Annotated in this window: 11 protein-coding genes and 1 pseudogene; 6 read left to right on the forward strand and 6 right to left on the reverse strand. The window is 74.8% G+C overall.

Annotated elements, in window-relative coordinates:
- Nucleotides 1-168 precede the first annotated feature (168 nt).
- Nucleotides 169-1,134 (reverse strand): annotated as a pseudogene (locus tag ACFV9M_RS03980) (EamA family transporter); the annotation flags it as partial.
- A 91-nt stretch (nt 1,135-1,225) separates the two neighbouring features.
- On the opposite strand from ACFV9M_RS03980, the gene ACFV9M_RS03985 reads away from it, so the two are divergent.
- Nucleotides 1,226-1,735, forward strand: a complete 510-nt coding sequence (locus ACFV9M_RS03985; protein ID WP_385067980.1) for a MarR family winged helix-turn-helix transcriptional regulator — start codon at nt 1,226-1,228, stop codon at nt 1,733-1,735.
- 36 nt (nt 1,736-1,771) lie between these two features.
- On the opposite strand, the gene ACFV9M_RS03990 is transcribed toward ACFV9M_RS03985, so the two are convergent.
- The 5 genes from ACFV9M_RS03990 to ACFV9M_RS04010 all read right to left on the reverse strand — a co-directional run bounded on the left by ACFV9M_RS03990 (nt 1,772) and on the right by ACFV9M_RS04010 (nt 7,548).
- Nucleotides 1,772-3,253, reverse strand: a complete 1,482-nt coding sequence (locus tag ACFV9M_RS03990) for an FAD-dependent monooxygenase (protein WP_385067983.1) — start codon at nt 3,251-3,253, stop codon at nt 1,772-1,774.
- A gap of 345 nt (nt 3,254-3,598) precedes the next feature.
- Nucleotides 3,599-3,883 carry a hypothetical protein gene (locus tag ACFV9M_RS03995; RefSeq protein ID WP_385067986.1) on the reverse strand — a complete coding sequence of 95 codons (285 nt, stop codon included), beginning with the start codon at nt 3,881-3,883 and terminating at the stop codon, nt 3,599-3,601.
- A gap of 310 nt (nt 3,884-4,193) precedes the next feature.
- Nucleotides 4,194-6,299: a 4-alpha-glucanotransferase gene (malQ, locus tag ACFV9M_RS04000; protein ID WP_385067988.1), complete on the reverse strand. Its 2,106-nt coding sequence runs from the start codon at nt 6,297-6,299 to the stop codon at nt 4,194-4,196.
- The gene (locus ACFV9M_RS04005; protein WP_385067991.1) at nt 6,300-6,512 is read right to left on the reverse strand and encodes a hypothetical protein; all 213 of its coding nucleotides are present in this window, start codon (nt 6,510-6,512) and stop codon (nt 6,300-6,302) included. It abuts the gene before it with no gap.
- Nucleotides 6,513-7,011: 499 nt separating this feature from the next.
- Complete coding sequence (locus ACFV9M_RS04010; RefSeq protein WP_018545075.1) at nt 7,012-7,548, reverse strand: HNH endonuclease; 537 nt, start codon at nt 7,546-7,548, stop codon at nt 7,012-7,014.
- Nucleotides 7,549-7,871: 323 nt separating this feature from the next.
- On the opposite strand from ACFV9M_RS04010, the gene ACFV9M_RS04015 reads away from it, so the two are divergent.
- The 5 genes from ACFV9M_RS04015 (at nt 7,872) to ACFV9M_RS04035 (ending at nt 13,969) form a co-directional block, all read left to right on the forward strand.
- Nucleotides 7,872-8,966: a mechanosensitive ion channel family protein gene (locus tag ACFV9M_RS04015; protein ID WP_385067994.1), complete on the forward strand. Its 1,095-nt coding sequence runs from the start codon at nt 7,872-7,874 to the stop codon at nt 8,964-8,966.
- Between the two features lie 42 nt (nt 8,967-9,008).
- Nucleotides 9,009-10,274 (forward strand): 6-phospho-beta-glucosidase, encoded by a 1,266-nt coding sequence (locus ACFV9M_RS04020; RefSeq protein WP_385067996.1) that lies wholly within the window; start codon nt 9,009-9,011, stop codon nt 10,272-10,274.
- Nucleotides 10,265-11,236, forward strand: a complete 972-nt coding sequence (locus ACFV9M_RS04025; RefSeq protein ID WP_385067999.1) for an N-acetylglucosamine kinase — start codon at nt 10,265-10,267, stop codon at nt 11,234-11,236. Before ACFV9M_RS04020 ends, ACFV9M_RS04025 begins: the two co-directional genes overlap by 10 nt.
- A 301-nt stretch (nt 11,237-11,537) precedes the next feature.
- A complete protein-coding gene (locus ACFV9M_RS04030; protein ID WP_385068000.1) occupies nt 11,538-12,893 on the forward strand; it encodes a hypothetical protein in 1,356 nt (451 codons plus the stop codon).
- A gap of 104 nt (nt 12,894-12,997) precedes the next feature.
- A complete protein-coding gene (locus ACFV9M_RS04035) occupies nt 12,998-13,969 on the forward strand; it encodes a glutamate ABC transporter substrate-binding protein (protein WP_385068165.1) in 972 nt (323 codons plus the stop codon).
- Nucleotides 13,970-13,995: the final 26 nt, after the last annotated feature.

Below are 13,995 nucleotides of genomic sequence, written 5' to 3' on the forward strand. Positions count from 1 at the left end.
ACCGGTGGCGCGGGCGTCGCCGGGGCCGGGCCGGGCACCGGCCGTGCGACCGGGGCGCGGACCGGCCCCGTCGGCGGACACGCCGTCGGACACGCCGGCGGACACGCCGTCGGACACTCCGGCGGACACACCGACGGACGCACCGGCGAACACGCGTTCCGCGCGGGTCGCGTCGCCGAAGCCTCCTCCTCCGGCTCCTCCGGCGGGCTGTGCGCCGTGCGGCTCGGTGCCGGCGCCCGGCCGTGGGGCGCCCCCGAGCTGTCCCGCCACGGTGGCGCCGAACGCCAGTGCCATGCCCGCCATCTGCACCGCCGTCAGCGACTGTCCGAGCGCGGCCCAGCCGACGGCCGCGGCGGTGAGCGGGGAGAGCGGGCCTAGGAAGGTGACCTGCGGGGCGGTGAGCCGGCCGATCCCGCGGAACCAGAGCCAGTACGCGACGGCGGTGTTGGCCAGGGCCAGGTAGAGGTAGCCGCCGACGGCCCGGGCGTCCAGGGCGGGCGGGGCACCCTCGACGAGAAGGGCGACGGGCGCGACGAGCAGGCCGCCGGCGATGAGCTGCCAGGCGGTGAGCGCGAGGGGGCCGGCCCCCTCCGGGCGGCCCCACTTCTTCGTCAGGACGGTGCCGGCCGACATGGAGGCGGTGGAGGCGACCGCCGCCGACACGCCGATCGCGTCGAGCCCGCCGGCCGCCTTCAGCACGACCAGGCTCACGCCGCCCGCGGCCGCGACGCCGGTCAGCAGGGTGCGGATGGTCGGACGCTGCCCCAGCAGCGGGGCCGAGAGGCCGACGACGAAGAGCGGTGCGAGCGAGCCGACGGCGGCCGCCGTGCCGCCGGGCAGCCGGTAGGCGGAGAGGAAGAGCAGCGGGAAGAACGCGCCGATGTTGAGGGCGCCGAGCACCGCCGCCTTGGCCCACCAGATGCCGCGGGGCAGGACCCGGGCGATCGCGAGCAGCAGCAGACCGGCCGGCAGCGCGCGGACCAGCGCGGTGAACAGGGGGCGGTCGGCCGGGAGGAACTCGGTGGTGACGGCGAACGTGGTGCCCCACGAGAGGGGGGCGAGGGCGGTGAGCAGGACGGTGGCGGGCCGTCTCATGGCCGGCACCCCTCTCCGAGGCGAATCGAACGTCAGCATGGTCGCTTGACAGTCATTAGCTTAGCTCTAAGCAACTTGCCGTCAAGCCACTTTCTTGCGGGCGGCCGGAATCCCGGCGGATACTCCCCCCATGAGTGCACAGCGCAGGGACGCCGTCGACGCGATCGTCGCGCAGTGGGCGGTCGAGCGGCCCGACCTCGACACCACCGCCATGGAGGTCTTCGGCCGCGTCCAACGGCTCGCGCGCGCGATCGGCGACCGCGTGGAACGCGCCTACGCGGCGCTCGGGATCTCGCGCGGCGAGTTCGACGTCCTGGCCGCCCTGCGCCGCGCCGGCGCTCCGTATACCCTCTCGCCCCGTGAGCTGTCGGCCACGCTGATGCTCACCACCGGCGGGATGACCGGCCGTCTCGACAAGCTGGAACGGGCCGGGCTGCTGCGCCGCTCCCCCGACCCGCACGACCGCCGGGGTCTTCAGGTGACGCTCACCGGGCAGGGACTGGACCTCGTCGAGGAGGCGGTCGGCACGGGGCTCGCCGTCCAGACGGAGGCGCTGTCCGCCGCCCTGGACACCGAACAGGCCGGCCATCTGGCCGGCCTGCTGCGGGAGTTGCTGCTCACGACGGACGACCACCGGTAGCCCTGGCGGGGGCTTTCCAGCCGGAGTGAGGGGCCGTCAACCGAGGTGCGCCGTCAGCGCGGCCTCGATCTGCGGCCGGTCGGCGGTGTCGGCCGCCCAGGCCACGTACCCGTCGGGCCGCACCAGCAGCGCCGTCCGCCGGTCGCTCGCCCAGTGCTCCAGGTCCAGCCGGTCCGCGCGGCGGACGTCGGCCCGGACGTCGGCCCGGACGTCGTCGGCGTCCTTGGGGGCGACGAGGACGAAACGGCCGCCGCGCAGGGCCTCGTAGAGGCGGCCGCCACCGGCGAGGGCGACGTCCGGGACGCGGGTGCCGGTGAGGCGGTGGGCGCCGGACGGGGCGGGGTAGCGGTAGCCGATGCCGGAGATCTGGGCCAGCGCCTTGCGCCGGACCGGGCCGGACAGGCCGGCGAAGACGGTGACGAGGGTGCGCGCGGTGCGCGGCAGGGGACCCCGCGCCCGCGCCAGCCGCACCAGCGCGCCGCTGCTGCGCAGTACGGCCCTGCCGACGGGGCGGCGTTCGGCCTCGTAGGTGTCCAGCAGCCCCTCGGGTGCCCAGCCGTGGACGGCGGCGGCCAGCTTCCAGCCGAGACCGGCCGCGTCCTGCAGTCCGGTGTTCATGCCCTGGCCGCCGGCCGGCGAGTGGACGTGCGCGGCGTCGCCGGCGAGGAAGACCCGCCCGACCCGGTAGCGCGGCGCCTGGCGCTCGTCGCTGTGGAAGCGGGAGAGCCAACGGGCGTCGTGCATGCCGTAGTCGGTGCCCAGGGCGCGGCGGGTGACCTCCCTGACCTCGTCGAGGCCGATCGGAACGTCGTCGGACACCTCGTTGCGACGGTTCCAGCCCATCACCCGGTACCAGCCGTCGCCGAAGGAGGCGATCATGGCGAAGGAGTCGCCCGCGCCGTTGACGGTGAGCACTTCCTCGGGCTCGTGGGCGAGCCGGACGTCGGCGAGGAACAGCGACTTGATGACGGAGACGCCGGGGAAGGGCAGCCCGAGCGCCTGACGTACGGCGCTGTGGTGGCCGTCCGTGCCGACGACGTAGGCGGCGCGCCGGGTGACGACCGTGCCGTCCGGGCCGCGCACGTCGAGGTCCACGCCGTCGTCGTCCTGCCGCAGCCCCACGACCTCGCTCTCGTGGGCGAACCCGGCCCCGGCCTCACGCGCCCTGCGCTCCAGCAGCCGTTCCACCTCGTACTGCGGTGTGATCAGCAGGAACGGGAAGCGGGACGGCAGGGTCCCCAGGTCGAGGGAGAGGCGGCGGAAGAGGCGCAGGCCGGTGATGGTTCCGCCGGTGGCCAGCAGCGGGTCGGCGAGACCGCGGGCGTCGAGCTGCTCCAGGGTGCGGGCGTGCACACCGAAGGCGCGGGAGAGGTTGCTGATGCGGTGCGGGCGCTTCTCCAGCAGGGTCACCGCGACGCCGGCGGCGGCGAGGTCCCCGGCGAGGAGAAGGCCGGTGGGGCCGGCGCCGACGACGATCACGGAGCGGAGAGCGGGGTTCGGGTGCGCGGTGCCGGTCATCGTGGCCTCCCTGTGCCCACACTTGTCGCCCCGACACTCGTCGGTCAACACTCGTCCGTCAACACTCGTCGGCCGACGCTCCCCGATCCGACCGCGTCTTCCGCGACCAGATCCTGGCGGTGGCGGCCGCGGTGTGCCCGGCCCGAGCAGGTGCCGGCCCGGTCCGCACACCGGCACCGGGCGCCGAGCACCGGCGCCCGTCACCGGCGCAACGCACGAGGGCGCCGCCCCCGTCACCGTACGGCGGAACGCGTGTACGGCGAGGGGGCGGCGCCCTCGGTGGTGAAGCGTGCGGCGGGCCCCGCGGCAGGCCTTACGGCGAGCCGTGCGGCAGGCCCGGGCCGGTCAGGCCTCGGCCTTGGCCTTCCCGCCCTTGACGGTGATGTTGGAGCTGGTCGGGTCGTGCCGGTCCTTGGACCTGTCGAGGACCCACACCAGACCGGCGATGACCGCGAACAGCGCCAGCGGGGCCACCACGTAGAGACCCAGCGTCTCGACGACGCTCAGGCCCGTGCCGGGGTCGTCGCCGTCGTCGCGGGTCAGCGCGAGCGCGGGAGACGACATGAGCAGCATCATCAGCGTCGTACCGGCGGCCAGGGCGCCGGCGCGCAGGGCGTTCTTGTTGTCCACGGTGCCCAAGTTAGCGAACGGCCGAGAGGGCCGCGCGCTCGGGGTGCCGTACAGGGTGCTGTCCGCAGTGCGGGGCGGGGTGCCGGACGGAGTGCCGGACGGGTGCCGGACGGAGTGCCGGACGGAGTGCCGGACGGGGTGCCGGACGGAGTGCCGGACGGAGTGCCGGACGGGTGGCGGACGGGGTGCCGGACGGAGTGCCGGACGGAGTGCCGGACGGAGTGCCGGACGGAGTGCCGTGCGGGGTGCCGTGCGGGGTGCCGTGCGGGGTGCCGTGCGGGGTGCCGTGCGGGGTGCCGTGCGGGGTGCCTCACCCGCCGGGGGGCCCGGCCGCACCGTCCGTCTCCCTCAGCACGTCCAGCAGCGCCCGCACCCTCGGCGAGGCCGCCAGTTCCTCCAGCGTCACCGGGCGGCCCTCCGCGTCCGCCACGGGCAGCCGCCAGTTCGGGTACTGGTCCCAGGTGCCGGGGAGGTTCTGGGGGCGGCGGTCGCCGACGCCGTCGGGGAGCCAGACGCCGATCAGGCGGGCGGGGGTGCGCAGCAGGAAGCGGTGGACGGCCTGGATCCCGGCCTCCTCCGAGGAGGCGTCGCCGCCCGCGCCGGTGTTCCGCAGGAGCCCGAGCCGGGCGAGCAGTTCCAGCCACTCCCCCGTGTCGGCGGCGGCCTCGGCGCGTTCCTCCTCCAGGGGGCGGGTGAGCAGGCCCAGCCGGTCGCGGAGTCCGACGTGCTCGCCGGTGAGGCGGGCGGCGGTGGACGGCAGGTCGTGGGTGGTGGCGGTGGCGAGGCAGTCGGCGCGCCAGCGGCCGGGCGGCAGGGGGCGGCCGTCGCCGTCCCAGTCCCGCTCGAACCAGAGCACGGACGTGCCGAGCACCCCGCGTTCCCGCAGCGTCTCCCGCACCCCCGGCTCCACGGTGCCCAGGTCCTCGCCGATCACCACCGCACCCGCCCGGGACGCCTCCAGCACCAGGACGGCGAGCATGGCCTCGGCGTCGTAGCGGACGTAGGTGCCCTCGGTGGGCGGCTCGCCCTCGGGCACCCACCACAGCCGGAACAGGCCCATGACGTGGTCGATGCGCAGGGCGCCGGCGTACCGGAACAGCGCCCGCAGCAGCCGTCGGAAGGGGGCGTAGCCCGACTCGGCCAGCCGGTCCGGGCGCCACGGCGGCAGGCTCCAGTCCTGGCCGAGCGCGGTGAAGGCGTCCGGGGGCGCGCCGATCGACATGCCGGCGGCGAAGTGGTCCTGCTGGGCCCAGGCGTCGGCGCCCCCGGGGTGCACGCCGACCGCGAGGTCGTGCACGATCCCGACCGGCATGCCGGCCTCGCGCGCGGCGCGCTGGGCGGCGGTGAGCTGGGCGTCCGTGAGCCAGGCGAGGCGCGACCAGAACTCGACCCGGTCCCTCAGCTCGTCGCGGGCCCGCAGGGTCCGGGCGGAACGGGGGTCCCGCAGCCCCTCCGGCCACCGGTGCCAGTCGGCGCCGTGCACCTCGGCGAGCGCGCACCAGGTGGCGTGGTCCTGAAGCGCCTCGCCCTCCTCGGCGAGGAAGTCGCGGTAGGCGGCCTGCCGGCCGGGCCCGAGCGGCACGGCGGCGACCAGCTCCATGGCCTCCCGCTTCAGCTCCCACACCGCGTCCCGGTCGATCAGCGCGCCCTTGTCCAGCACGGTCTCCCGCAGCCGCCCGGCCCGTTCCAGCAGCGCCCGCACCCGGTCCGGCGCGTCGACGTGGGCGAACTCGGGCACGTCCGCCACCCGCAGGTGCACCGGGTCGGGGAAGCGGCGCGAGGAGGGCCGGTACGGGGAGGGATCGGTCGGGGTGCCGGGCACGGCCGCGTGCAACGGGTTGACCTGCACGAACCCGGCCCCCGCCGTCCGTCCGGCCCAGCCGGCCAGCTCGGCGAGGTCACCGAGGTCCCCCATGCCCCAGGAACGTGCCGACAGGAGGGAGTAGAGCTGGACGAGGAGCCCGTACGTGCGGCCCTCGGGCGCCGGCAGGCGGGGCGGGGCCACGATCAGATGGGCGTGGGCGGTGCGCCCGTCGGGCGCGGTGGCGGTCAGCCGGTGGACACCCGGCGGGAGCCCCTCGGCGGACGCGCGGGTGCCGCCCCGCTCGGTCTCGACCAGCAGGCGGGTGCCGTCGGGGAGGGCGGTCAGGGCGTCCGCCGGGCGGTCGGTCCACGACACCACGGTCGGCGGCAGCAGCCGCCCGGCCAGTTCACGCTCCCGGGCGGCCAGCGCGGCCCGGACGGCCCGCGGGGTGTCCGCGTCGACGTCCAGGGCGGCCAGGGCGCGGGCGATGGCCCCGGCCGAGGCCGTGACCGTACGGCCGGGGGAGGGCTCGTAGGAGACTGCGACGCCGTGCAGGGCGGCGAGGCGGGTCAGCTCCGCGTCGGGGGGTACGGCCGGCCGGGGTGCGGTCATCTAGGGCCTCGTGACGTCGGCGTCCAGGGCGGCGAGCGGCGGCTCGCTGGTGAGGGGTTCGGCGGCGGGCAGCGGCGGCTCGCTGGTCAGCGGGGCCTCGGCGCAGGTTCCCTCCGCGCTGAACACGAACAGGCGGGTCTCCTCGAGGTCGGCGGTCGGCACCGCCGGGCGTTTGGAATGGGCCGGGAGCAGCGGAGTGGTCGATGCGGCCACGGTGGCCTCCTTGTCGCGTACGGAGTCTGACGGGTCACCGCAGCCCTACCCCGTGGGCGCGCCCGCAGACGTCCGAGGAGCCGACCACGCGCATCTCGTCCCATTTCTCACACCGACACTCACGACAAAGTGGGGCAATCATGCCATGCCGCCGCTCGGGGAGGCGGGTGTGCACCATTGGCGGCGGGCCGGCCGGCGGACAGGGCGTGGGTCCGCCGCGGCCCCTTGGGGGCGCGGCGAGGACGGCACGGACGCGGCGCCGCCGCGGGCCGTCGCCGTGCGGGCGTGGCCCGTGCGGGCGCGGCCTATGCGGGCGTGGCCCGTGCGGGCGCGGCCTATGCGGGCGCGGCCCGTGCGGGCGGGATGGCGGGCGGGCCGAGATGACGGACGGCCGAGATGGCGGGCGGGCCGGGAGGCGTACGGCCGCGGGGTGCGGTGCCCCGGAGGGCCCAGGCCCCGTGGCCGGGTGCCGGCCACGGGGATGCGAAAGCCCGGGTCGTCAGGCGGAGATGCCGTCGATCCGGGCCAGGGCGTCGTCCGCGCCGTACGGCTGCAAGTACGGCAGCCAGCGCGGGTCCCTATGGCCGGTGCCGATGATGCGCCAGGCCAGACCGGTGGGCGGGGCGGGTTTGTGGCGCAGCCGCCAGCCGAGCTCGACGAGGTGCCGGTCGGCCTTGACGTGGTTGCAGCGGCGGCAGGACGCCACCACGTTGTCCCAGACGTGCTTGCCCCCGCGGCTGCGCGGGATGACGTGGTCGACGCTGGTTGCGACGCCACCGCAGTACATGCACCGGCCCCCGTCCCGGGCGAACAGCGCCCGGCGGGTCAGAGGAACGGGCCCCCGATAGGGAACCCGGACGAATCGCTTGAGCCGGACCACGCTGGGTGCGGGGACTGTGACGGTCGCGCTGTGCAGAAAGGCGCCGGATTCCTCGAGGGAGACAGCCTTGTTCTCCAGGACGAGGACGAGCGCGCGGCGGAGCGGTACGACGCCGAGCGGCTCGTACGACGCGTTCAGGACCAGGACATGCGGCACGGATGCCTCCTCGGGCGTCGGCGGCGCGTGGCTCGCGCCGGGACGATCTGTGGTCAGTCTCCCCTCTTGGCTGGTGAACGCGCCACCATGTCCCGGTAACGGGCTGAGAGTGTTTTGGACCACATCGGAACCATGCCCGGGTTGACAACCCGTTCAAGCGCGGGTGAGCACGGTCTCTCCTTCGCGCATCCCGCCGAAACACACACGATGCCCCGTTAGTGTGGTCATCCTGCCCGTCCGGTGACCTTTTCGTGACCTTGAACACCTTGAGCACCTTGACCGCCGCGCCGTACGGAGCAGTGCCGTACGTGGAGGTACCTGCTGTGTCCTTGTCCGCCGTCCTACTGGCCGCCGGTTCGTCGCCGTCACCGACCCCCTCGGAGTCGTCGGCGGTGACGGTCCCGACGCTCCAGGACGCCCAGGAGAGCGCGACGAACGCCGCCGGCTGGGTCGAGGAGAACTGGTCGACGTGGCTCGCGATCGGTCTTCGCGTCCTGCTGATCGTGGTGATCGCCGGGGTGCTGAGAGTGGTGGTGCGCCGGGCGATCACCAAGCTCATAGACCGGATGAACCGCACCGTGCAGGCCGTGGACGGCACGGCGCTGGGCGGGCTGCTGGTCAACGCCGAGCGGCGGCGGCAGCGCTCGCAGGCGATCGGCTCGGTGCTGCGTTCGGTGGCGAGCTTCCTCATCCTCGGCACCGGCGCGCTGATGGTCCTCGGCACGTTCGAGATCAACCTGGCCCCGCTGCTGGCGTCCGCCGGTGTCGCGGGCGTGGCGATCGGTTTCGGCGCCCGGAACCTGGTCACGGACTTCCTCTCCGGCGTCTTCATGATCCTGGAGGACCAGTACGGCGTGGGCGACCAGATCGACGCGGGCGTCGCCACCGGCGAGGTCATCGAGGTCGGGCTGCGGGTGACCAAGCTGCGCGGCGACAACGGCGAGATCTGGTACGTCCGCAACGGCGAGGTCAAGCGGATCGGCAACCTCTCCCAGGGCTGGGCCACGGCCGGCGTCGACGTGACCGTGAAGGCCTCCGAGGACCTGGACAAGGTGAAGGCCACCCTCGACGAGGTCGCCGACAAGATGGGCAAGGAGGAGCCCTGGAACGAGCTCCTGTGGAGCCCCATCGAGGTGCTCGGCCTGGACAGCGTGCTGCTGGACTCGATGGTCGTGCGGGTCACCGCGAAGACGATGCCCGGCAAGTCCCTCGCGGTCGAGCGCGAACTGCGCTGGCGCGTCAAGCGGGCCTTCGACGCGGCCGACATCCGCATCGTCGGCGGCGCCACCGTTCCGCCGGAGGACGACCCGGACGTGGACCCGACGGCCGCCGTCGCGGCCCCGTCGGTGTACGCGAACACGGCGTCCCCGCAGGCCCAGGCCGCGACGCCGATCACACCGGTGGCGCCCACCAAGTAGCGGAACGGTTCCGCGCCCGGCACCACGGGGAGTTGAATCCTCATGAAACTCACCGTGGTCGGCGGAGGCTCGACCTACACGCCCGAACTCGTGGACGGCTTCGCCAGGCTGAGGGACGCCCTACCGGTGGAGGAGCTCGTCCTCGTCGACCCCTCGGCCGAACGCCTGGAGCCGGTCGGCGGCCTGGCCCGCCGCATCCTCGCCCGGCAGGGCCACCCGGGCCGGGTCGTCACCACCTCCGACCTGGAGGCGGGCGTCGACGGCGCCGACGCGGTGCTGCTGCAACTGCGCGTCGGCGGCCAGGCGGCCCGCGCGCGGGACGAGACCTGGCCGCTGGAGTGCGGCTGCGTCGGCCAGGAGACGACCGGCGCGGGCGGCCTCGCCAAGGCGTTGCGCACCGTCCCGGTCGTCCTGGACATCGCCGAACGCGTCCGGCGCACCAACCCCCGCGCCTGGATCATCGACTTCACCAACCCGGTCGGCATCGTCACCCGCGCCCTGCTGCGGGCCGGCCACCGGGCGGTCGGGCTGTGCAACGTGGCGATCGGCCTCCAGCGCACCGCCGCCCGCCTGCTGGACGTCTCCCCCCGCGAGGTCCACCTCGACCACGTGGGCCTCAACCACCTGACCTGGGAGACCGGGGTGCGCCTGAACGGCCCCCGGGGCGAGGACGTGCTGCCGCGGCTGCTCGCCGAGCACGGCGACGCCCTCGCCGCCGACCTCCGTCTGCCCCGCGCCCTGCTGGACCGCCTCCGCGTGCTCCCGTCGTACTACCTGCGCTACTACTACGCGCACGACGAGGTGGTGCAGGACCTGCGGACGAAGCCCTCACGGGCCTCGGAAGTGGCCCGCATGGAGGGGGAACTGCTGCGGATGTACGACGACCCGGCCCTGGACGAGAAACCGGCGCTGCTGGCCCGGCGCGGCGGCGCCTACTACTCGGAGGCGGCCGTCGACCTGGCGGCCGCGCTGCTCACCGGGTCCGGCAGCCCGTACCAGGTGGTGAACGCCCCCAACCGCGGCACACTGCCCTTCCTCCCGGACGACGCGGTGATCGAGGTCCAGGCGGCGGTCGGCCCGAACGGTCCGGTCCCGCTGCCGGTCCCACCGCCCGACCCGCTGTTCGCGGGCCTGATCGCGCAGGTGACGGCCTACGAGGAGCTGGCCCTGGAGGCGGCGCTGCACGGTGGCCGCGACCGCGTCTTCCGGGCCCTGCTCGCCCACCCCCTGGTCGGCCAGTACACGTACGCCGACACGCTCACCGACCTGCTGATCGCGCACAACCGGGAGCATCTCGCGTGGGCCTGACCGCGAGCGTCCTCGCCGTCGACGCGGGCAACAGCAAGACGGACGTCGCGGTCGTCGGGGCCGGCGGGGAGGTCCTCGCCACCGCCCGCGGCGGCGGCTTCCGCCCGCCCACCGTGGGCGTGGGCCCGGCGGTCGACGCCCTCGCCGACACCGTCACGCGCGCGTACGCGGCCGCCGGCGTCTCCTCGGCGGCCCTTGTCTCGGCCTGTCTCGCCAACGCCGACCTGCCGGCCGAGGAGGAGGAGCTGGCGGCCGCGCTGCACGCGCGCGCGTGGGGGGCGGCCGTCGCGGTCCGCAACGACGCCTTCGCGATCCTGCGGGCGGGCGTGGCCGAGCCCCGGGGGGTGGCCGTCGTCTGCGGCGCCGGCATCAACTGCGTCGGCATGCGCCCCGACGGCCGCACCGCCCGTTTCCCCGCGCTCGGCCGCCTCTCCGGCGACTGGGGCGGCGGCTGGGGGCTGGCCGAGGAGGCGCTGTGGCACGCGGCGCGGGCGGAGGACGGCCGCGGCGCTCCGACGGCGCTCGCCCGGACGCTGCCGGGCCACTTCGGGCTGCCCACGATGTACGCCTTGATCGAGGCCCTGCACCTGGAACACCTCCCGCCCGCCCGCCGCCACGAACTGACGCCCGTCCTGTTCGCGACGGCGGCCGGCGGGGACGGCGTGGCGCGGGCGGTCGTCGACCGTCTCGCCGAGGAGGTGGTGACGATGGCGGCGGTGGCGCTGACCCGCCTCGATCTGCTGGAGGAGGAGACGCCGGTGCTGCTGGGCGGAGGTGTCCTGACGGCCGGTCACCGGCAACTGGACGACCGGGTGCGCGAGTCGCTCGCGGCGCGGGCGCCGAGGGCGGTGGTGAGCGTGGTGCGGGAGCGGCCGGTGCTGGGGGCGGCGCTGCTGGGGCTGGACCGGGTGGGCGCGGGGCCCGAGGCGCACCGGAGGGTACGGGACTTCTTCGAGACGTGAGCGCGCAGGCACGGCGTGAGCGCGCAGGCACGGCGTGAGCGCGCGGGCCCGGCGTGAGCGCGCGGGCCCGAGGGGCGCGGGCCGCGCGCCGGCCCCCGGCCCCCCGGCCTCGGCAGCCTCGGCAGCCGTGGCGGCCGTGGCGGCCGTGGCGGCCCCGTCAGGGAACCGAACACATTCCCACCGCGTACTCATGAGCAGGGGTGACTGTGATCCGATCGAGATCCCGTGAAGGCCGGTGCGCATTCCCCCTCCCGCCAGCGATACTTGCGACGGGCCATGACCATGGGGGAGGTCAGAGAACGTGGCAGACCCGGCAACGAGCAGCACCGCACCACCGCCGACGCGCCGCACGGCGTTCGCCGAGGGCGTCGACCAGGTGCGGGCCGCCGCGACGACCGAGCCCGGCCGCCTCCGCATCATCGGCGCCCTCCTCGCCCTCCTCGTCGTCGCGTTCGGCGCCGTCACGGCCTGGCAGACGTCCGACCGGGCGGCCGCGGCCGACGACGTCCTGCACAAGAGCCAGCCGCTGACCACGGCCGCCGCCGACATCTACCGCTCCCTCGCCGACGCCAACACCGCGGCCTCCAGCGGCTTCCTGGCCGGCGGGCAGGAGACGGCCGAGTCCCGCGAGCGGTACGAGAAGGACATCGACACGGCCGCCGAGGGGCTCGTCACCGCCGCCAACAACTCCGACCAGGGCTCCCCCTCCTCGGCGGCCGTCACGAAACTGAACAAGCTACTGCCGGAGTACAAGGGCCTGGTCGAACGGGCCCGCACCTACAACCGGCAGGGCTTCCCGGTCGGCGGCGCCTACCTGCGGTACGCCAACCAGAAGATGCAGAAGGAGATGCTCCCGGCCGCCGAGGACCTCTACAAGAAGGAGAACCAGCGCCTGCGGGACGACTACGCGGACGCCACGCCCTACCCCTGGGCGGCGATCGCGCTGGGCGTCCTCGCGCTGGCCGCCCTGGCCTGGGCCCAGCACCGCACCTACCGCCGGACCCACCGGGTGCTCAACCACGGCCTGGTCGCGGCGACCGCGGCCGCCACCGTCGTCCTGCTGTGGCTGGTCGTCGGCCACACCGTGGCCCGCGCGGGCCTCGACGACTCCTACGAGCACGGCGTCCGCTCACTGGACGTCCTCCAGGACGCCCGCATCGCCTCCCTCAAGGCCCGCGGCAACGAGAACCTCACCCTGGTGGCGCGCGGCGCCGAGACCGTGAAGGTCGGCGAGGAGACGGTCGACGCCTACGACCACGACTTCACCGAGGACATGGGTGCCCTCGGCGAGGGGCTCGCCCTGGCCCGGCGGCTCGCCGACGACCAGGACGGCACGACGCCGGTCACCCGGGCCGAGAGCAACATGGCGGAGTGGAAGAAGCGCCACACCGCCGCCCGCGCCCAGGACGACAACGGCAACTACGAGCAGGCGCTGGCCCTGGTGATCGGCGGCAAGGGCGCCACGGGCGAGTGCTTCGACAGCGTGGACGCCAACCTGGCGAGCGCGCTCCAGCACGAACAGAACGAGTTCAGGCGGGCGGCCGGCGACGGCCTGGCGGCGATGGGCGGCCTGCCGGCGGGCGCGGCCGTCCTCGCCGTCCTGGGCGCCGCGGGCGCGGTCCTCGGCATCGGCCGCAGGCTGTCGGAGTACCGGTGAGAGGGGGCGGACCGGTGAAGGGTGGCGTTCCGGTGGCAGAAGGCGTGACGACACGAGCGCGACGGATACGGGCCGGCCTGAAGGGCTGGGGCGGAGTCGGTGCGATGGCGGTCGTCTGCGCCCTCGCCCTGGCCTTCGTCCTGCTGCTGCCGTGGACCCAGTCGCACGGCGACGACGCCGGCACCGGCGGCCGGGGCGTCGCCGAGGGCACCCCGGCGGCCGACTCCACGTGCCAGGACCCGGAGAAGCAGACGCTGGCGCCGTCGGCCGCGGAGGGTCCGACGATCGCCGCGATCAAGGCCCGGCAGGGCGAGAAGCGCAAGCTGATCGTCGGTGTCGACCAGAACAGCTACCGCTGGGGCTACCGCGACCCGAACACCACCGGCGCGGCCCTGGAGGGCTTCGACATCGACCTGGTGCGGCGGATCGCGCAGGACATCCTGGGCGACCCCGACGCGGTGCAGTTCAAGGCCATCCCGACCAACCAGCGCATCCCCGCGATCCAGGAGGGCCGGGTCGACATGGTGGTGCGCACGATGACCATCACCTGCGACCGCATCGAGGACGTCGCGTTCTCCGCCCCCTACTTCAGGACCGGACAGACCGTCCTCGCCCCCAAGTCCTCCACGATCACCGGCTACGACGACACGCTGGCGAAGAAGAAGGTCTGCACGGCGACCGGTTCGACCGCCAACACCCGGCTGACCGAGGACCGGAAGGCCGGCCGGCTGCCCGCCACCACCGACATCTCCACCACCGTCCCCAACCAGCTCGACTGCCTGGTCCGGTTGCAGCTCGGCGAGGCCGACGCGGTCGTCACCGACGGCGCACTGGCGGCGAGCCAGGCCGCCCAGGACCCCACCGTGGCGCTCAAGGGCGCCCCCTTCACGACCGAGTACTACGGGGTGGCGATGAAGAAGGACGCCGACGATCTGGTACGCCGGGTCAACCAGATCCTGGTGCGGTACCGGGCGAACGGCTGGCAGGCGTCGTACGACAAGTGGCTGTCGGCGACACTGGGGGCGGACGCGGCGACGTCGAGGCCGCCCGCACCGCAGTACCTGCGCACGAGTTGACGGCCCCGCCGGCGGGCAGGAACCGA

The sequence above is a fragment of the Streptomyces sp. NPDC059895 genome, assembly GCF_042731035.1.
Taxonomy (GTDB): domain Bacteria; phylum Actinomycetota; class Actinomycetes; order Streptomycetales; family Streptomycetaceae; genus Streptomyces.

What these genes read in the sequence shown, in the direction of transcription:
- ACFV9M_RS03985 (WP_385067980.1), top strand. Translation starts at nt 1,226, where the DNA reads ATGAGTGCACAGCGCAGGGACGCCGTCGACGCGATCGTCGCGCAGTGG.
- malQ (WP_385067988.1), bottom strand. Translation starts at nt 6,299, where the DNA reads ATGACCGCACCCCGGCCGGCCGTACCCCCCGACGCGGAGCTGACCCGC.
- ACFV9M_RS04020 (WP_385067996.1), top strand. Translation starts at nt 9,009, where the DNA reads ATGAAACTCACCGTGGTCGGCGGAGGCTCGACCTACACGCCCGAACTC.
- ACFV9M_RS03990 (WP_385067983.1), bottom strand. Translation starts at nt 3,253, where the DNA reads ATGACCGGCACCGCGCACCCGAACCCCGCTCTCCGCTCCGTGATCGTC.
- ACFV9M_RS04035 (WP_385068165.1), top strand. Translation starts at nt 12,998, where the DNA reads ATGGCGGTCGTCTGCGCCCTCGCCCTGGCCTTCGTCCTGCTGCTGCCG.